General features: G+C 32.9%; 18 protein-coding genes. 5 read left to right on the top strand and 13 right to left on the bottom strand.

Going from position 1 to position 20,367, the window contains the following annotated elements:
- Positions 1 to 360 precede the first annotated feature (360 nt).
- Both EJ01_RS13610 and EJ01_RS13605 read left to right on the top strand, forming a co-directional pair.
- Entirely contained in the window at positions 361 to 1,440 is a 1,080-nt protein-coding gene (locus EJ01_RS13610) for an ATP-grasp domain-containing protein (RefSeq protein ID WP_048080645.1), read from the top strand.
- 32 nt (positions 1,441 to 1,472) lie between these two features.
- Positions 1,473 to 2,114 (top strand): HAD family hydrolase, encoded by a 642-nt coding sequence (locus EJ01_RS13605; RefSeq protein ID WP_048192892.1) that lies wholly within the window; start codon positions 1,473 to 1,475, stop codon positions 2,112 to 2,114.
- 522 nt (positions 2,115 to 2,636) lie between these two features.
- Here EJ01_RS13605 and EJ01_RS13600 read toward each other — a convergent pair.
- Together EJ01_RS13600 and EJ01_RS16735 are read right to left on the bottom strand one after the other, a co-directional pair.
- Complete coding sequence (locus tag EJ01_RS13600; RefSeq protein ID WP_048080647.1) at positions 2,637 to 2,891, bottom strand: hypothetical protein; 255 nt, start codon at positions 2,889 to 2,891, stop codon at positions 2,637 to 2,639.
- A gap of 42 nt (positions 2,892 to 2,933) precedes the next feature.
- Positions 2,934 to 4,196, bottom strand: coding sequence for a CPBP family glutamic-type intramembrane protease (locus EJ01_RS16735; RefSeq protein ID WP_169740466.1), 1,263 nt, complete (start codon positions 4,194 to 4,196; stop codon positions 2,934 to 2,936).
- Between the two features lie 191 nt (positions 4,197 to 4,387).
- Here EJ01_RS16735 and EJ01_RS17380 point away from each other — a divergent pair, with 191 nt between their 5' ends.
- Genes EJ01_RS17380 through EJ01_RS13580 form a run of 3 tightly spaced genes read left to right on the top strand, consistent with a single transcriptional unit; the run spans position 4,388 to position 7,520 of the window.
- A complete protein-coding gene (locus EJ01_RS17380) occupies positions 4,388 to 4,639 on the top strand; it encodes a hypothetical protein (RefSeq protein ID WP_157197545.1) in 252 nt (83 codons plus the stop codon).
- An 18-nt stretch (positions 4,640 to 4,657) separates the two neighbouring features.
- Positions 4,658 to 6,082, top strand: a complete 1,425-nt coding sequence (locus EJ01_RS13585) for a flippase (RefSeq protein ID WP_048080649.1) — start codon at positions 4,658 to 4,660, stop codon at positions 6,080 to 6,082.
- 1 nt (position 6,083) lies between these two features.
- Positions 6,084 to 7,520: a hypothetical protein gene (locus EJ01_RS13580; RefSeq protein ID WP_048080650.1), complete on the top strand. Its 1,437-nt coding sequence runs from the start codon at positions 6,084 to 6,086 to the stop codon at positions 7,518 to 7,520.
- Positions 7,521 to 7,583: 63 nt separating this feature from the next.
- Here EJ01_RS13580 and EJ01_RS16730 read toward each other — a convergent pair whose 3' ends face one another.
- From EJ01_RS16730 to EJ01_RS13525, 11 genes are all read right to left on the bottom strand, one after another.
- The gene (locus EJ01_RS16730; RefSeq protein ID WP_052376201.1) at positions 7,584 to 8,486 is read right to left on the bottom strand and encodes a glycosyltransferase family 2 protein; all 903 of its coding nucleotides are present in this window, start codon (positions 8,484 to 8,486) and stop codon (positions 7,584 to 7,586) included.
- A 6-nt stretch (positions 8,487 to 8,492) separates the two neighbouring features.
- Entirely contained in the window at positions 8,493 to 9,578 is a 1,086-nt protein-coding gene (locus EJ01_RS13570) for a DegT/DnrJ/EryC1/StrS family aminotransferase (RefSeq protein WP_048080651.1), read from the bottom strand.
- 2 nt (positions 9,579 to 9,580) lie between these two features.
- Positions 9,581 to 10,585 carry a GNAT family N-acetyltransferase gene (locus EJ01_RS13565; RefSeq protein ID WP_084689225.1) on the bottom strand — a complete coding sequence of 335 codons (1,005 nt, stop codon included), beginning with the start codon at positions 10,583 to 10,585 and terminating at the stop codon, positions 9,581 to 9,583.
- Between the two features lie 134 nt (positions 10,586 to 10,719).
- Positions 10,720 to 11,652 (bottom strand): GNAT family N-acetyltransferase, encoded by a 933-nt coding sequence (locus EJ01_RS13560; RefSeq protein WP_052376200.1) that lies wholly within the window; start codon positions 11,650 to 11,652, stop codon positions 10,720 to 10,722.
- A 70-nt stretch (positions 11,653 to 11,722) separates the two neighbouring features.
- Entirely contained in the window at positions 11,723 to 12,157 is a 435-nt protein-coding gene (locus EJ01_RS13555) for a sugar 3,4-ketoisomerase (protein ID WP_048080652.1), read from the bottom strand.
- 115 nt (positions 12,158 to 12,272) lie between these two features.
- The gene (locus tag EJ01_RS13550; RefSeq protein WP_048080653.1) at positions 12,273 to 13,403 is read right to left on the bottom strand and encodes a glycosyltransferase family 4 protein; all 1,131 of its coding nucleotides are present in this window, start codon (positions 13,401 to 13,403) and stop codon (positions 12,273 to 12,275) included.
- 24 nt (positions 13,404 to 13,427) lie between these two features.
- The gene (locus EJ01_RS13545; protein ID WP_048080654.1) at positions 13,428 to 15,722 is read right to left on the bottom strand and encodes a DUF2206 domain-containing protein; all 2,295 of its coding nucleotides are present in this window, start codon (positions 15,720 to 15,722) and stop codon (positions 13,428 to 13,430) included.
- Between the two features lies 1 nt (position 15,723).
- Entirely contained in the window at positions 15,724 to 16,863 is a 1,140-nt protein-coding gene (locus EJ01_RS13540) for a glycosyltransferase family 4 protein (protein ID WP_048080655.1), read from the bottom strand.
- An 82-nt stretch (positions 16,864 to 16,945) separates the two neighbouring features.
- Positions 16,946 to 17,932: a class I SAM-dependent methyltransferase gene (locus EJ01_RS13535; protein WP_048080656.1), complete on the bottom strand. Its 987-nt coding sequence runs from the start codon at positions 17,930 to 17,932 to the stop codon at positions 16,946 to 16,948.
- Positions 17,910 to 19,100 (bottom strand): DUF1972 domain-containing protein, encoded by a 1,191-nt coding sequence (locus EJ01_RS13530; protein ID WP_048080657.1) that lies wholly within the window; start codon positions 19,098 to 19,100, stop codon positions 17,910 to 17,912. Before EJ01_RS13530 ends, EJ01_RS13535 begins: the two co-directional genes overlap by 23 nt.
- Positions 19,097 to 19,921: a glycosyltransferase family 2 protein gene (locus EJ01_RS13525; protein WP_245611215.1), complete on the bottom strand. Its 825-nt coding sequence runs from the start codon at positions 19,919 to 19,921 to the stop codon at positions 19,097 to 19,099. Before EJ01_RS13525 ends, EJ01_RS13530 begins: the two co-directional genes overlap by 4 nt.
- Positions 19,922 to 20,367 lie beyond the last annotated feature (446 nt).

Genomic DNA, 20,367 nt, shown 5'->3' with positions numbered 1-20,367 from the left:
TCTTTGATCAGATATAATATAGAAATATCCTCTTTTTAACATATAATGAATTATGTTTTTCATTTAACTATTTTATACTATTTTTTTCTAGTTTTACAACAATTAGGTGTTTTATCACAATTCTTAAAATTCTGAAATTATTCACAAACACATTATAACTATCCTGTAGATATGTGTATAAATGATTAAACAGATTAAATAAAGGATTTATTCATTAAAAGTTAATTAATCAAAAGTTATTAGTTAAAAAAATAGAACTTGAGAAGAATTAAATAAGTTAGAATGCGATGTTTATGTTATCTAGCTTTGAAGTATTAACAAATAGATTATAACAAATTATATCTAAAAAGGGGTCAAAAAATGAAACGTTTACTTGTAGGAGGAGCTGGCGGAACTCCTTCCAATAATTTCATCCAATCAATTAAGGAATCATCAGAAAAAGTATTTATAATTGGAATGACCAGCGATCCTTATGATCTCTGCAAGGCAAATGTTGAAAAACGCCATTTAATTCCAAATGCTAGAGAAAAGGACTATTATTTAATTCTTGAAGAAATAATAAGCGAAAATGAACCTGAATTTATCCATGTACAAAATGACTTTGAAGTACTTGCAATATCTCGATTCAGGAACAAGCTGAAAAAAATGAATGTGATTACCTGTTTACCCAAACATGAATCAGTAGTAAACTGCATTGATAAATTAAAATCATGGGAAATATGGGAAAAATCTGAAATTGAAGTTCCTAAATCATTAATTATCAAAGATGAACACGATTTAAAAGAAGCTTTCAAAAATTTAGGGAATACAATCTGGATTAGATCGATTAAAGGAGCAGCAGGTAATGGTGCATTACCCACTTCAGATGTAGATTTTGCTAAAAGCTGGATCGATTATTTTGATGGATGGGGTAAATTTATGGCAGCGGAATATCTGAGCCCTACATCAGTTACATGGATGTCTCTATGGGATAAAGGAGAACTAATAGTTGCACAGGGAAGAAAACGGCTAAATTGGGCATTTAACGACCGAACCTTGTCGGGAGTTACAGGCATAACCGGCACTGGAGTTACAGTATCAGACCCATTAGTGGACAAAATAGCCCAAAAAGCTATTTTAAGCATAGATTCTAAGCCTCATGGTGTGTGGTCAGTAGATATGACTTATGATAGCAAAGGAATGCCAAATCCTACTGAAATAAATATAGGTAGATTTTTCACTACAAGTCTGTTTTTTACAAAATTAGGGCTTAACATGCCATATATCTATTTAAAATTAGCTTTTGGTGAAGAATTGCCCGAAATAAAGAAAAAAATAAACCCATTACCTCCTGACTACGCATGGATTCGAGGAATGGACACCAAACCAGTTTTAACAAATATGAAAAAGATAAGTGAATACAAAAAAGACCTGAAAAAGCGCAGGAGTCTGTATATTTAAATTAGTATTGCAAAACTTATCCATATATAGTGGTGATTGAAATACCTGGAACTATCTTTTTAGATTTAGACGGAACCTTGTTAGATACTTCTCCAAGGCATTACAAACTATATCAAGACATCCTTAATAAAAGAGGAGTATCAGAATCAAAAGTTTCCCCTGAAAAATTCTGGAACATGAAAAGAACAGGTATAAAAACACGTAATATTTTACCTGCATCCTTCTCAGAGGAAGCTGTAATTAGTTTTGAAGAGGAATGGCTGCAGAAAATAGAAAAAAAATCATATCTGCAGTACGATGAACCTTTTCCCAAAACAAAAAAGGTCTTATCATGTCTAAATAACGAATTTGATCTGGTTCTGGTTACATTAAGGAATAATAAAGAAAATCTTCACTGGGAACTCTCAAAATTAGGCTTACAAAGTTATTTTAAATCTATAATCTGCGGTAAAGGTCCTAAGAAGAAATTAGTTGAAGACTATTTAAGGGATAGTCCTTATGAGAAATGTATAATTATCGGTGATACTGAAGAAGATATAAAAACAGGCTTAGAATTAAAAATAACTACCGTTTCGGTTACATGGGGAATAAGATCCAGGGCATTTTTAGAAGATTTTAATCCAGACTTTTGTACAGACAGTTTTCAAGAAATAATTGACATCATTAATTTTTAATTGGATATATAAAATACCAGTTCAATGAGTTTTTAATATACTGAAAAAAATCTATGACTTTGATGTTTGAAAATCTAAAAAATCTTTGATTTTTTATGTAGAAAAATGCAAAGCATTTTTCTAACTTCGATTTTCAACCGTGAAAAATTTCATTTTTCACATGTTGAAGGAAATTTTTCATTTCTTGAACCGCAAAATCGGAGCAAGAGAAAAATGTTTAGAAAATCAAAGATTTTCAAACACCGAAAATTTACAATTTTCGCGAGCTGTCAAAAATTCGTAGAATTTTGTAAACTGTCAAAATCTACGATTTTTGACGTCCCCCAATTTTCAATTTCACGGACTTCGTTATAGTACTGTATGGCGAATTAAAAATAACATCCCAAATTATTTATTCAATTTTAAAGTCAAACATTATTTTCAAAATAACAATTACTAACTACAAATTAGAGAATAAATGGAAGATTACATCTAATACCATAATATTTACAATAAAATGAAATGACAATTAATCATCTATTGCTAGAAACTAGAAAATAAAGGCGAAGATGAGTATATCCTGTAAATTATTATAGTTATAAACATTATCAGAAGGGGTATTGAAACTATATTGAGGTTGCGCATTAAAATCCCCACTTTACGCCGGTTTGATATATCTCCCCTTACTATATTTCTAAGTGAAAGGAACAGTAATAAAAAAAGCACTGCTACAATACTGTAATCCATTATCTGGCTCATTGTTACATTGGTGGTTGTACCTGTGATGATTGATATCATGTTTTTTCCTCATTTTATACATTAAAACCTGCTATTTTCTCCTCAAATTAGGAAAAACGGCAGTATAATAAAAAGAACCACGTTGCAGATGCCGTGGGAAACGCTTATCCCTAGTATACTGCGCGTTTTTTGGAATATATACCCATAAAAGATTGAAACTCCAAAAATAAAGAGCAAATCCATGGGAGAGTTCCAGCTGATATTAAACCCTACAAAAAGCAAGGAAGTAAAAATGATCCCCCAAACTTTCCCCATAATATTTTCAGCATTTCTCTGGATAATTCCCCTAAATACCAATTCTTCCAGTAGTCCTGTGGATATTATCACAATTGAACCTGCAAAAATCACATTTACCGGGCTTAAATTTGATATAAGAGCAGTGGGCTGAAGTATCAAATACTCCACAAACCCAAAACCAAGACCCGTAAGACCTACCAGCAGCTGTAAAATTAAATTCCTTGAGTTAAGCCCGACAATTTTCCTGCTCAGGCACTGGCCCTGCATTAACATCCATACAGCAGCCAAAACAGGTACTGACATCAGAGCCAACCAGTAAAGAGGCTCCAACTCCATAACAGGTATACTCAAACTCATGATCCTTATTAAAGGCAGTAAAATCATGGCCTGTAAAAGGTATGAAAATTTAACTGACTTAGTCAGTGTAGAATTAATTACCAGACTTGAAATTAAAATTACATGTAAAATAATCCCCCAGGAGGTCATGTAGTAAGTAGTTACCAGTTCAGACAGTATAAGTATCAAACTATAAGAAATTAAAGTTAAAGACTGTGCCCTTGTAGGCCTAATACCCCCAATTTCATTTAGCAGCCTTTTAATATGTACCTGGTTTATAAAAAACTGGGCCACGTCTAATGGTAATTCATCGATCTTCTTATGGACATCCAGTGCATCTTCTATAGATCCTTCAGCCAGATAACAGCCCGAAATCCTGTTTAAAATATTCTTTTCCATTTCCCAATTCCCAATTACCTGAAAATTTTCTAAGGACTGTTGATAAAATTTACGTGCTTCAGAATACACTTTCGCACTTTTCCAAAGGTTACCCATAGATTCAAGAGTAAATGCTTCTCCCCATGTATCATCTTCATCATGAAAAAGTTTAAGGGCAAGATTATAATTCTCCATAGCTTTACCATGGTTCATGAGATCTCTATAAAGGTCCCCTATCCTTACCAGTACTTTAGCAGCCATATGGCCATTTTTAAGCTTTCCAAATTGTTCTAATAAATTATTATAATTTTCAAGTAACCTATATGAATTTTTATCATTGTTACCATCGCTCATTTTGTCCATCTTCCATTTCTCAAGTAGAAAATATATATAGAAAATCACCAGGGTCTATGTTTAAACCTAGTAATCCATTATATCTAATAAAAACTTCTTTAAATGGACTAACCACCTTTATGAATGGGTGTTTATGTGAAAATCTACTTCTTATTTTTAAATTAAACTCAAAATAGCATTTTATGATTAAATTGAGCGACAATCGGAATATTTTACAAATAACTGCAAATAACACCGGAATATTATTTTCTGCACAGATTACATCATTTACATTAGCCATTACTCTCTACAAATATCATTTAAGGCATGAATGTTTTGAGATTCTTTTATTTGTATCATTCCTGGATTCAGTTCTAAGTATCTTTGAAGATCCAGATTTAAACATTATTTTCATCCATAAATATGATTCATTTATGGATCCAAGAAAATTTTACGCCGTTTGATACCTGTGGGGAGTAGGAATGAACACTGCAAAACGAATTTTTAAAAATACAAGCATCCTTTTTATCGCTCAAGTTGTTAATTATATCCTGGCTTTCTTTTACACCATTTACCTGGCCCGTTATCTAGGGGTATCTGGTTTTGGTGTTTTAACATTTGGGATATCTTTTACCACAATTATGGGAGTAACAGCTGACTTAGGGCTTTCTATACTGGCAGTAAGAGAAATTGCAAGGGATAAATCTATTTCTTCAGGCTATACTGGAAATCTTATTGTAATCAAACTGGTTTTGAGTTCCATTACAATGGGCCTCATTGTGTTATTTATGAACTTATTTAACTACCCTTCCCAGACTATTCAGGTGGTTTATCTTCTGGCAATCTGGATGTTATTTACATCATTTACTCAGCTCTTTTATTCGGTATTCCAGGCATATGAAGAAATGGAATACCAGTCCCTGGGAACAATTTTATACAGTATCCTGCTGTTTTCAGGGGTAATTTATGGAATATTCAACAATTTCAGTATAGAGTGGTTTGCCCTAATTTATTTGATAGTAAGTGGAGTGACTCTGGCTTACACTGTTTTTATTCAGATTACAAGGTTTCCAAGGCCCAGTTTACAAGTAAACTGGAATTTTTGGAAGTCCAAACTGACCTTAGCCTTGCCTTTATCCATTGCTTCAATTTTCTCTACCATCGCTTTTAGGGTAGACACAGTTCTACTTTCATTATTTCAAGGTTACGTTGTGGTAGGATTGTATACAGCCCCATATAAAATAATAGAAGTCCTTCTTTTTATCCCCAGTGTTTACAGTGCGGTCATATTTCCTGTACTCTCCAGATTTCATGTTTCTTCAAAGGAATCCTTCCAATTAATTTACGTAAAATCTATCAAATATATGATTATTCTGGGCCTGCCCATTGCCGCTGGAATCACCATTCTATCTAAGGATATAATTCTGCTTCTTTATCAATCTGCATTTTCAGGGTCTGTAGTGGCGCTTCAGATTTTAATCTGGACTGTCCCACTTCTACTTTTAACTACAAGCTTTGGGATAATTTTAATATCCATGAATAAACAGGTTTTAGCCATCAGGCTTACGTTTATTTATATGATTTTTAATATAGGTGTTAATCTGGTGGTAATACCTCAATTCAGTTATTTAGGTGCTGCAGTTGTAACAGTACTTACAGAATTAGTAAACTTTACCATGCTTTTCTACTACCTGTCCAAGTTCATCTGCAGAGTACCTCTTCACAAACTAATTTGGAAACCAGCCGCAGCAACAGTTATTATGTCCTTATTCATGATTTCAGTACATTTAAATATATTCATCACAGTTTTACTCGCCACTGTCATATATCTTGCTCTTTTAATTCTCTTTAAAACATTTTCTAAAGGGGATTATGACATAATCAGAAAATTAGTAGAAAAGGGATAAAATGAATTTTAAAACTATTGAAGTGAAAAGAGAGAATGGAACACAGGACAGGAAATTTAAATTAGGTGTCATGAGAGAATATTTTAGAATCCCAAATAATGTTGCAGTAATCGCCACCATAAATGGAAATATCCCTGAAAATAATATTGTTCAGGTTTTAAAGAAAGTTGCTAAAATGCATCCACTTATAGGGGTTCGTGTAGTTATTGATAGCAGCCAAGATGCATGGTTTACAGAGGAATGCGATGCACCCTTACCACTTAAAGTTACCCTTAGAAAATCTAACAGGCAGTGGATAAATGTACTTGAGGATGAACAGGAAATACCCTTTGATTTTGAGAAAGGTCCTTTAATTAGATTTATACTTCTAAAATCAGATGAAATTTCTGATCTTATTGTTATCTGCCAGCATTCAATCTGTGATGGTCTTTCACTTGTCAACATTATCCATGATATTATGTTTCTATTAAGTAACCCTGAAATCAAAGTTAAAAGGATAGATCCCGTTTTACCAGTATCAACCAATTTCCCGGCAGCACCTCTACAAGTTAAATTAAAGTTATTGAAAAATAAGTTAATAATGGGCAGAATTAACAGGAAATGGGATAAACAGCAAGTATTATTCGATGATGAGGATTACCATAATATTCATAAGGCTTACACTCAAAAATATAAACATAGAATAATTGTAGAAGAATTATCCAGGTCACAAACGTCTGATCTGGTAGAATGGTGTCATAAAAATCATGTAACAGTTAATTCTGCATTATCTGTAGCATTTCTTGCTGGAAGACGTAGTATTCGTGGTGAATCCCATGATAACAACCACACAATACAAATTGCTGTAAATATAAGAGACCGATTTAAAAAACCAGTTAAACAAGTTTTTGGACTTTTAGCCAGTGGTATTAAATTTAAATTTGAATATTTACCAGAGAAAAGATTTTCAGATAACGTGAGTCTATTTCACCAAGAAGTGCTGCATGAATTAAATGGAAATAAAACTTTAGAACCTCTTCTTGGATATTATATCAGCCCTACACTTATAGACGGCATTAACTTTGCCACTTATGGTAAATGGGTATCTGATGAGTTCAGCAGGTACGAAAAACTATCAGGGTTTATTCAAAATAAAGCAAATACAGCAGTAGCTATATCAAACCAGATCATAGGTAACATGCCTGGACTGATGATATCTAATTTAGGCAACGTCAAAACTCAGAAAGAATACGGCTCTCTTAAATTGGACCAGTTGCATTTTGTTACTTCATCTTCTCCTTTTTTAGACCTTGTTATTAGTGTAGTAACAGTAAATGGGAAATTAACGCTGACCCTAAATTATATGGAAGGCAATAATTCAGACAAATCAGGTATAGAACTGGAAAAAATAATGCGTAAAAGTATTGAACATCTAACTGAAGCTGTAAAACAGAGATAAATCAGATTTAAATAAAAATAAAATAAATTTTTTAGTTAATATAATCTACGCGCATTTTACAGGTTATTTTACAATTTTTCCAGCTATTCTTTTTGGAATAGTCTTAACAGTAAGTAGCATAAAAGTTAATGGAGTAACTACTGGATAAATTATATTAAACTTGTTTAAAACATCATTTTGAGTGCCTATCATAAACGGAATTATGCATGTTTTGTAGAAAATATTTTTAAGGGATTTATATGACAGTTCGCCGCCGTATCTCCTAAAAAGATAAATACAAAGCACTAAAGAATCATGGTACCATCCTTCTATATCACTTATTTCTCCAAATGAAGCATTGTCTCCATGTAAGCGGTATTTTGAAAGAGTTTCTTCCATATAATAAAATTGATATTTATATGCCAAATCTGCGTAAAATTGGGTGTCGTTCAGGTATTTCAAATTTACACTGTATCTCATATCCTGAATATTTTCTCTTTTCATAATAATACCTGAACCAGAAAGCCATGAGTTAATAATCTCTTCAAAAACATATCCATGAGGAGTGGCGTTTTTATATTTCTCACTAGTTATCTCACCAGTAAAGTTTGAATTAGAGTCGATTATTGCAGAGTTACACCATACTACTAAATTTTCATCTGCCTCAAGGATTTTCAGCTGCTTTTCCAATTTTTCACTAGCCCACATATCATCTGAAGCTATTAATGCAATATATTTTCCCGTTGAATTTTTTATACCTTCATTTATGGTTTTTGCAATGCCCAAATTTTCACTATGGAATATTTTCTTAATTCTATTATCTTCTTGGGCGAATTCATCAATAATTTGCTGAGAATTATCCCTAGATCTATCATCTATAATAATTAGTTCCAGGTCCGTGAAAGTTTGCCCCAAAACGCTTTCAACTGCTTCAGGTATGAATTTTTCATGATTATAAGAAGGCATTATTACGCTGACAACTGGCAATTCCTGTTACCTCCTCTTTAGACAATTTGTAACTTTTAAAATTTCTTCGTAGTCCATCCATGGGTGCAAAGGCAGTGATAATATTTCACTGCATACCTGATCCGTAGCCTCTAAATTTAAACCATTCCACTTTGAATAAGCCTTCTGTTTATGAACAGGTACTGGATAATGTATTTGAGGATGTATATCATTTTTAAGGAGTTTCTTTTTTAAATGATCCCTGTTTTTACTTCTGATTACATAAAGATGGTAAGCATGTTTTGCAAATCGCTTTTCAACAGGTGTGATAATGTCAGAATCCTGCAGAAGTTCTGTGTATATCTCAGCATTCTTCCGCCTGCTTTCGATCCATCCGTCCAGGTGTTTTAACTTAGTTTGAAGAATAACAGCCTGTAATTCATCTAACCTGCTGTTAATTCCAACAAAATCATGGTGATACTTTTCTGATTGGCCGTAATTTCTCATTTGAACCATTTTCTCTTTAAGTTCTTCGTTATCAGTGACTACTGCACCACCATCCCCATATGCACCTAAGTTTTTGGTAGGATAAAAACTAAAACATCCCATATCACATATACTGCCTACTTTTTTCCCATTATATTCTGCACCATGTGCCTGACATGCATCTTCTATTACATAAAGACCGTAATTTTTCTTTAGTTTGCAGATAGGATCCATATCTGCAGGATGTCCGTATAAATGTACAGGAAGAATGGCTTTAGTTTTTTCCGTTATCTTTTCTTCTATTTTTGATACATCCATACAGTATGTATCTGGATTTATATCAACAAAAACAGGTTTAGCACCATTTCTAATTATGGCATCAACTGTTGAAATGAAGGTATGTGAAACTGTAATCACCTCATCGCCTTTACCTATTCCAATGGATTTAAGTGCAAGGAAAAGAGCGTCAGAACCAGAATTTACACCTACAGCATAATTATTACCAGTATATTTGGAAAAATCTTCTTCAAATTTTTTTACCTCTTCTCCCAGCACATAAAAGCCGGATTTAATAACTCTCTGAATATTAAAATTCAATTCTTCACTTATAGAAAGATATTCTTTTTTTAAATCAGCGAACAAAACCATATTTACATCCCCACATCTATTAAATCAATGAAAATATCTATTCTAACCATAAGAAACATCAAAAAGCTCATCAAGATCAATTTCAATTCATAAGAGTCATAAACAACAGATCTTGCCCCAAATCTCTCTTTAAAATCAATTAAACCACGGTTTAAATAATGACCATTATTTTCTGTGGATATACCAAAATCAAAATATTTTTTTTGGCAGTACTGGTTGATTATCTTATCATAGATGAAACTAGATGCATATAACTGCATTCCCCTCTCAGTAGCTCCCTGGTACTGCGCATGGACAACATTTTCACTCTCATAAATTAACAGTCCATCCACTATTTCGCCGTTGTGCTCAACTGCAAAGAGCTTTATATTATCTGGAAACTTACCTGCCAGATATTCAATTTCTTCTGCAGTATGAGTAGGATTTTTACCGTACTTCTTTAGCAATTGTTCTTCTTTCAGACCCATAAAAGTATCAAAATCATAACTTCTTTTTAAGTTTAGACCCTTATTTTCGGCTTTTTTCCTGTTTCGCTTCATATTTTTACTAAATGGTATCTTAACATCCATTTTGATGGTTGATGAAACTTCCCTCTTTACTAAAGTAGCATTGTTAATAAAAAGAGCATACAAATCTTCATCAGATAAATATGAATGGTAAATATGGGGTATTGCTTTATAAAAGAGTTTTTTAAATCCCCTACCTTTTAAATACTCTTTTAATGAGTCAAATATCTGCAGCATTAAATTAATGTCCATTTTTTGATCGGTTATAATACCTCCAAAGGTCAATCCAGCATGACTAAACAGCGTATCACCACTACGATTTGCAGGCAATAAAGCAACAAGTTCCCCGTCTTTAAAGAAAATTAAAGAATGATCTTCAAATCTATCAGAATGGTATTCCATGTAGTCCCTCAAAAAAAAGAACACTCCATTTTTAGAACCCTTCACAAAATTATCCCAGAGTTCTTTTTTTTCAGGTTTATATCTCTTTATTTTAACCATTTAATCACCATTAAAGCCTCTAAATTAATATGTATGTACATTTAGTTATAAAGCAATTAAAATCCCAAAATTCAGGTTATTTAATCCTTTAAGAATTAAAATTTAAGCAATCCAGTGACAAAATCTATTTTAAATTATAAATTCAGCTCATACGAATCATATACAGTAGATCTCGCCCCAAATCTCTCTTTAAAATCAATTAAGCCTTCATTTAAATAAAAACCGTTATTTTCTGTGGATATACCAAAATCAAAGTACTTTTTTTCTGAGTACTGATTAATAAGCTTATCAAAAAGTAAACTTGGAACGTGTAGATCCATTCCCAGTTCATTAGCTTCCTGGTACTGCGCATGGATTACATTTTTATTTTCATATATTACCACCCCTCCAATCATAGTCTCATTCTGCTCAGCTGCAAAGAGTTTTATATTATCCGGAAACTTACCTGCCAGATATTCCATTTCAAGGGCAGTATGTGTAGGCATTAATCCATATTTTTTAAACAACTGTTCCTCTTTTAAAAGCATAAAAGTACTAAAATCATAGCTTCGCTTTACATTCAATCTATTGTCCTGAATTTTTTTAATATTCCGCCTTATATTCCTACTATAGGGCATCTTATGGTCCATTTCAATAGTTGATGATACTTCTCTCTTTATTAAAGTGGCTTTGTTAATAAAGAGAGCATATAAATCCTCTTCAGAAGGGTATGAGTGGCAAATATGAGGTATTGCTTTATAAAGGAGTTTTTTAAATCCCCCTTCTTTTAAATACTCTTTTAATGAGTCAAATATCTGCAGCATTAAAGAAGTTTTCATCTTTCGATTGGTTATAATGCCTCCAAAGGTCAGTCCTGCATGGCTGAACAGTGTATCACCACTACGATTTGCAGGCAATAAAGCTACAGGTTTATCATTCTTTAGGAAAATTAAAGAATGGTCTTCAAATCTATCAGAATGGTATTCCATATAATCTCGCAAAAAAAAGAATACCCCATTTTTAGAACCTTTCACGAAATTATCCCAGAGTTCTTTTTCTTTTGCTTCGTATCTTTTAACTTCAATCATTTGACCACCATTAGCAGACTGTAAGTTTAGAGTAGCTGGAAAATATTTATTTTAGTTAGCCTCTTTTTATTTATTTGGCTTCTAAATCCTCCAGTGCAGCTTCTTTAAAATTTGAGTAACTTCTAATATAATCATCCTCATTAAATGATTCAGATGCTAAAACTAAGCATACAGATCCTGAAGAAAAGTTATCCAGCTCACGCCATACCATCTTAGGTATGTAAAGACCATAATAAGATCTATTCAAATGGAAACGTTCTTTATTCTGGCCATCATCCAGTATAACATCAAAACTACCATTTGCTGCAATAATAAACTGCTCTAATCCCTTATGTGCGTGGCCCCCTCTACTTTCTCCCCCTGGAACGTCATAAAGATAATAAACCCTTTTAATTTCAAAGGGCACATGCTCAGTCTGTTCAATAAATGTCAGATTACCCCTGTTATCTTCAATTTTAGGGAGATATATTATTCTACATTCAGATATTCTCGGTTCTTTAAACATTAAACCACCTACTTTGTTTTTATTCTTTAATAATTTTAAACGCAATTTTTAACGCTTTAATCACCATATACTCTTAAATAAAATTTTAGAGCCTATACAATAAAATATACTCAATTTACCAGTAATTATAAACCTCATTATAAACTTTTAAAGTTTCCCAAGCTGTTTTTCTCCAATTAAATCTTTCAGCTCGTTTTAAACCTTTTTTGATAAGCTTTTTCATTGTCTTATCATCAGAAAGTACCATATTAATTGCAGATGCAAGTTTTTCAGGATCGTAAGGGTTGATGAGTTTTGCAGCATCTCCAACTATTTCAGGTAAAGAACTGCTGCAGGAAGTTATAACAGGAGTACCACATGCCATAGCTTCCAGAGGAGGCAGACCAAAGCCAGCATATAAACAGGGATATAAAAAAAGATCTGCGGCGTTGTAAAGACCTACCAGATCATCATCAGAAACTACTCCCGTGAAAATCACATGATCTTCCAGACCCAAAGTAGTTATAATCTGGAATATCTCTCCAGCCCTGTCCACAGCGCCTCCAACCATCACCAGTTTATGTTCTAAACCGTCTTTTCGCGCCAGGTAATATGCTTCAAGCAGGCGCGGAATATTTTTTATTGGGTGCAGACCTCCTACAGATAAAATAAATCTAGGGGGCAGCCTGTATTTTTCTCTAACTTCAGCTACCTGTCTGGAGTTTAATGGCCTGAAATTTTCGTCCTTTCCATTATATATTACTTCTATATCCTCTTCTGGAACATTGAGGTATTCCATGATATCTCTTTGGGAATTATAAGATACGGTAATTATTTTATCAGCTTTACTAATGGTTTTTTTAAGGAGCAAACGGTGCAGCATTACATCTCCCCTCTTAAAAAGATTTGGAAAGAGCAGCGGTGTCAAATCATGCACAGTGATTACCTTCCGAAACGGCTGGTTAAAAGTAAACGGTCCCAGCTCATAGGGGTCATGAACAACATCTAGATTATACTTCTTCAACTCTCGAGGTAATGTAAAGTGTCTCCAGAACATATAACTTCCCCATCCCTTTACAAATCGGTTTTTAGGGATAATAATCTCACTATTTTGACTGTAAATATCTAAATTATTCTTCAAGTAGTGTATAAGATGATAATTATTCTCATTATCCATCCTACCCAGATTTTTCACAATTTGATGGGTGTAAACGCCAATTCCACCATTATACTCGTCTATAAAGTTACTAACAATACCTATGTCCATAATTAACCTCCAGTTAAATTTGATTTATCCACGAACCGCTGATCCGTAGATATATGAACCTCCATCATCGTATATCCTGAACCGTTCACTGAGTATTTCATCAGGCGGCCGATAGCCTTCATTGATTACTATGTTAGCCCCTGCCATTTGCGATATCAAGACCTTATTTCTGGCTATATTCACGGTCCCCAAAAATATGTAGGACGTACTGTTGACCAGATCAAAATATGCAGGGATTTCCATACATGAAACCATACTGTTTAAAACACTGGCCCTATTTTTATCAGCGTAAATATCAGTACCATTATAAGAATATTTTTGTAGCCATTCGCCACTTGTTACCTCTCTTTGATCAAATTTAGGGAAATCACAGGTGGTACTAAGAGCAATAGAAGTAACATCAGCCCTATCTAAAATTTGATATGTAAAACCAGTGTCAAAAAACAGGAAAACCACCAGAAAAATAGAGATCACCGTAAATAAATTATTACGACTGATTTTTGAAAATGGTTTAAACCTTAATACTGGCCTAAATAAATGGAATACCTTTATAATTCCAATTATACAAAATGGCGCTAAAATAATTAATGACATGTGATAAAGCCGAGAAGTGTTCATCTGGCTTGAAAAGAAAGGTAAAAAGACTCCGGCCATTAGTACTATAAATGCAGCTAAACTGAGGGCTTTAAATTCTTTTTTAAATTTCATCCCGTCTTTTCCAAATAACAATGCAAGAATACCTACAGCTATGAATAACTGGCTGATCAGATAGAAATTCTTCTGCAAATTACGCAGAGGAGTAACCTGCTGCTGCATCACCAAACTTAAACCCTGAGTAGCATTCGGATCCATAAAACTGTAGAGATTACCTATTATGCTACAGCCTATGTTAACGAAACTCTGGAAAATTGTGGAGTTAGATGTGTAAATATCCCATATCAAAATAAATAATATAAATAGGGCTACAAATGGAGGGGTGATGATTATCCTGCTGTTCCCAATAATAGATCTGTACCGTTTTATTTTTGTGTTGATTTCACCCTTTTCATTGTCAACTAACTTACCCCTGGCTAAATATTTTTTAAATATATTAACTGGGTTCTTATCGATAAGATACAGGAAAATCATGCTTACTGATAAAATAAACATCATAATGTAGGCTAACCCATAATGTGCTACAACAATAGACATCCCAAAAATTATGGCTAGAACTGACCTTTTTATTACATCCATCTGCTCATTGACCATTATCATCAATACCAGAACTAACATAAGTTCAGCCACTTGCTGCCTGATTAATGATACCATTTCTGTGTAAAAAGTAAACTGTATCATAAAGAAAAATGCTGCAAAAAATGCTATACGAGGGCTGGTCTGTTTATGAAACACGTAATATAAACCTAAAGGAGTTAATGAGAAAATAAATGGATAAACAATTTTCATTATCCAGATTAATCCTGTGTTAATGAATGTGGAAAAAATAGGCACCATCATCATTACACTTAGCATGGAATTATAGTTCATAGGGAGATTTTGATCCCAGAAAGAATTTACAACGACCTGATTTGCTAAAAAGTACTCAATGTTTACATCCCAGCCCCAAATATAGTTGGTAATCAGAGATTTGTGCAGTAAAAGGGAAAATGAAATTACAAATATCCATAATGAATAATATTTAGAATTAATCTTCCCTATACCAACAAGCAATGCCATTAAACCTATTAAAAAAATCATCAGCATTGTTAAAATATTAAACTGATATACATTCATCATGTAAGCTCCTAAAACACTTAAAAATGGTATTAAAAGGGGAAATAGGACCTTTGATGTCATCAAATTTTTAACATTTACATGATTTGGCGGTGATTTTTTAATCACCATATCCTTTAAATTTCGTAAAATTAATTTGTACCTCCTGCCTTTATCTATTTTATAACAAATAAAGCACAGAATAACAATTAAAACATTAATAGTGGCGAAAATTGATACAAAGGATAGTGGTTTACTAATTCCAAAAAGGGGGTAAATTGTATTCATCAAAAATCCCACTAACATGAGGCTAGCTAGACTTAATCCAACCGTATACAAAAGGACAGGCCCATTATGTTTTATTCCGTCTAAATCCAGCAAGCGAAGTAAAAGCATGCCTGGAACAAACAAAATAAATATAAATCCAACTATATTTTTAACAATAGGAACATTTAAACCAGCGAAATCCAAAAGAAGGAATACGGAGAATACAACTTGGACCGCAATAATCAGTGAAAGAAATTCTCTAATCCTCCAATCTTTCATACGAAAAGGATTTTTTAAATACATTCTAAAATCCCCCCTCAAGAACCTGGCGGTAAATACTGTTCAACCGATTTTCCATAATTGTCCAGTTATACTTGTTCTCATAGGCTTTTCTGCCGTTATCACCCAACCTTTTCTGCAAGCTAAGATCATTTTTTAAACGAGATACTGCCCAAATTAAAGCTTCTTCATTTCCATAGGGTATTACTATCCCACATTTCTCTTTCAGTACAATATCTGCCATTGACGTATTTTCATTCACAATAATTGGAATTTTAGACGCCATGGCTTCAAAAAGCTTATTTGGGCTGGCGTATCTATTATTAGGAATATCTGGATCATAAAGTGCAATGGTAAGGTCAGCGCCCAGTGTCCCTTTAACTATTTCTTCATAGGGAACTCCATCTAAATACATGTCTATATTGTCGAATTTTTGGCTGAGCTGTATTATTTGCTGCTTATAATCTGTTTCATCACAGTGTCCCCTGATACTTAGTTTTGCACCTTCTATTTTACCAATAGCAGAAATTACAACGTCCAAACATCTTTCTTTTAGTATTTTGCCCCCAATAAAGACTTTAAATGTGTTTATATTATTATCATGATAATTTTTATCAAAATTATATTCTTCAGGGCTGTTATTTATAGTAAAAATGTTTTTGTGTATATTTCCACCTATTTGTTCAACCCTTGCTTCATCGGCCAAAATTAGAACATCTGAAAATGGCAATAAACGCTTATCCACATTTACAATAATATTTCGAAGTATGGACGGCATCATATCCCCATAAAAATCATATACATCATAAATTATAGGTTTATTTTTAATTTTAGCTGCAATCAATGAAAATAAATATGTATCAAAATTTACAGCATGGACTACATCCCATTCCGATTTAAATAGCCAGAAAACAAGGTATAAAAACCATATTGGGAAGTATAATAATGAATTAATACGGCCTATTGGAGCATTAAGTCCCAAACCTTTTACATCAACTTTTTTATCGCAGGTGAATGGCCAGCCCCTCTCCCAAATGATAACTTTAACTTCATACCCACATTTTAGCAGTGTATCTATTTCCTTTCTCAGGCGAGTATCCGGATAAGATATGACCATCAAAATTTTGGATTTTTTATTTGTTTTTCCGTTTTTAAGTTGAATCATCTAATCTACCTGTATAAAATTTCTCAGGATTTTACTGTATAAAGTGCTTAAAAAATTTTATTTTTAAAACTACAATTTATTGTTAGCTATGTTGCTTTTTCAAGATTATTTCACACTGATCTCCAATTTTAAACAAATTTAAAATTGTAGTTAATGGAATAAGGAGCATATTTAGATATAAATTATGAATTAAAATACGTCTAGATTTTTTACCCCTGAAACTTTCCCAAAAATATATAAATGAACTTATAATCTGATATCTGGGATCAGAATTGTATCTTATTTCCAAAATATCAAAATTATACTTTTTAGCATATTTTTTGAGGACACTAGTTGAAAAAAGGTACAAATGACGTGGAGTATCAAGCTGCGCCCAATATTTTCCAAATACCTTCGAAGCCAGGGAGTCACTCACTGGCACTGCTATTATAAGATGACCCCCTGGCTTTAAAATTCGATAAATTTCTTTCATAGTTTGCGAAGGATTAGGAACATGTTCAAAAACATGATTGAGGGTAATAAAATCAAAATATTCATCATTATATTTCGCTTCTTCTAACGTACAATTTGAAATATTTAAGCTATAGTTTTGGGATAATTCCTGGTTGAAATCAACTGGTTCTACCCCATGAGGTTTCATTCCAAGATATTTCATGACTAAAGGGAAATAGCCAATTCCACAACCAATATCTAGATATTTACCGTTTTCAACAACTTTTACAGTCCTGAAATAGGATGAAAACGGTGAAAGTAAAAATCTGAATACCCTTAAAAATCCCAGGTTATTATTTTTTTGAATATAATGATATAATGTTTCAATCAATGTGAAAATTTTTCTGGAGTGGGATGGACCATTTAAATCAGAGTAAATGGAATAACCTGTAGAATAATGTTTTTTAAGCTCTTCAGGACTGGGTTGATTTAAAAATGAAAGTCCACAATTCTGGCATTGATATATCTTAAATTCTCCTTCAATTTCAGGAAACATGCGATCATGATTAGTAAAGACCAATTTATGAAGCCTGGAACCACATAAATCACAGTAATCATGCTTCATCTTTTTGGTCATAATCCATCTCCCTGTGTGTGATAAATTCTTCATTGATTATCTGGAAAAGAGAAAGATAGCCCTCTGTAATCCTGTCCCATAAATAATTATTTTTTACCCTATAGTAAACGTCATCCTTGAGCTTAAGATAACTCTGCTGATGTTTATAAACTGATTTCATTTTTCTAGAGAGTTCTATTTCATTTTTAAAGTAAACTGCCGATGTTCCGCAAACTTCACGGTTAAACTGATTATCATGCGCTATAATTATATTTCTAGAAATTGCAGCCTCTAAAAGAGAAGGATTGGTTCCTCCCACTGAATGACCATGAATATATGCACAGCAGTTCTGCCGAAGCATGTCCAGAAGTTTTTGATTATAGATCGATCCTAAAAATATTACTCCAGGTTGAGTGCACTCTTCTGCTATAGCTTCAATCTCTTCTTTATAATCTTCACTTGTGAAATCTCCAACTATTACCAATGGAATAGGAATTTCAGCCTGAATAAATGCATCTATTATTGCATGAATGTTGTTTTCTGGTTCTAATCGTGCTACCACAAGATAATAATTTCCAGGGTTAATCTCAATTGAAGTATAAGTTTTAAGAAGCTTCAAGGATTCACCATTCCAGGTAACTCTCTTAGGGACATCGATCCCATAGGAAAGGTAACTGGTTTTGTCCAGATATTTCTTATCCACATAATTTTTCATTGCCTGAGCATCTACAATTATTTTATCTGCAAATACAGTTGCCATATCATGATTTATCTTTAAAAGCCATCTTTCCAGTGGATTAAACTTGCTTCTCTGCCACATAACCCCATCTATATTAACAAGAACTTGAGACCTTCTATTAAGGATCTTAGGGATGAAAAGAAACATACCCACCTCTATGCCCAAAAAATATATGAGCTGATGTTTCCTGCTTAATTTAATCAGGAAATAGATATCCGAGAGATTCTCATAAATTTTCCTTAAGAAATAATTTTTAGGCGGTTTTATAGGAAAATACTCCAGTTTGGCCCCCATATAATCATCTTTACGAGACTGCAATGGTTCATGTTCACAGCTTACAGTGACATCATAGCCATTTTTTACCAGATTTTCCGTTAATCCCTGAGCAAAAGTTTCAAAACCCCCATATTTGGCAGGAATACCACGGCAGCCTATAATTGCAATTTTCATCTTCTCACTCTTCTTGTTTTAATCCAGTAACTTAACATTCGTTTGAATATTTTAATCCCGTCATTCAATCCATTTAATTTAGGGGAATCTAATCGATTTTTATAGTTAATAGGAATTTCTAATACTCTGAAATTGTTGTTAGAAATCTTTGAAAACATTTCAACTTCTAAATCAAAACCATCTGAATCTATACCTTCCTGCAAAAGACTGTCTATTACTTTTCTTTGAAAGGCCCAGTAACCAGTACATACATCTGAAACTTTAGAAAACAGTATGCTGGCAAAAAAACTCAACAGGCGATTACCCACCAGGTTAAATCGGCTTATAGAACCTTTTTCGCGTTTGCCTAATAGGCGAGATCCTAGAACTACATCCGCTTTACCATCCATCAATGGCTTTAAAAGTTTTTGAGCATCTTCTGGATCATATGTGTTATCTGCATCCAGCATTACTATAAAATCAGATTTTACATTCTCAAAACCTCTTTTTATAGCATGTGCTTTGCCCTGTTTTCGTTCTTTAAGTACATTGGCCCCTGATTTTTTTGCAACATATGCAGTTTTATCTTTAGAATTATTGTCAACCACAATGACTTTAGATTTTGGATATCTACGGATATTTTTGACTAAGGGGCCAATGGACTGTTCTTCATTATATGCTGGAAGCAAAAAGGTCACATGTCTCATTGAATGATAATATTTCTCGTCAAAAACCCGGTTTACTGTTAGTTTATTGCTATATCTTTGAGAATAGAGTTCTATATCTTTCAAATAGTCCAATTCTTCAAACAATGTGTTTTCGTATAGGTTTTTTGAATCCAAAGTGATCCCCTTCCATTCATATCTATACGCTCGTATAAATCGTGATATGAATATCATCAAAACATTTAATACTACTCTCATCAAAATGTCCCCATGCTTTTCAGGATAGACATTCCCGCACTGTTCTGGCCAAACATTTCAATGCATCTTATAACAAATAGCAAAATCGTAAAATAGTTAGATTTTAATAGTACAGTTTATAAAGGTTAAAATTCTATATTATTTACAAATTAAAACAAAATAAACCACATAAATGGGCTAATTAGAACTTCAAATTAATTTAAAATATATTAGCCATCATAATGACTTTAAATATAGTAATATTAAAAATAGACATGTAAACGCAAGCTTTTTCACAGAGTATTGTCAAAAGTAGTGGCTTATAAAAACTGATAAATTGATTAATAGATTTAATGAACATTAGAGCATTTTAAAGATATATTAAA

The sequence above is a fragment of the Methanobacterium veterum genome (genome assembly GCF_000745485.1).
In the GTDB taxonomy this organism is placed as follows: Archaea; Methanobacteriota; Methanobacteria; order Methanobacteriales; family Methanobacteriaceae; genus Methanobacterium_D; species Methanobacterium_D veterum.
This window is presented reverse-complemented; position numbering and strand designations above follow the sequence as displayed.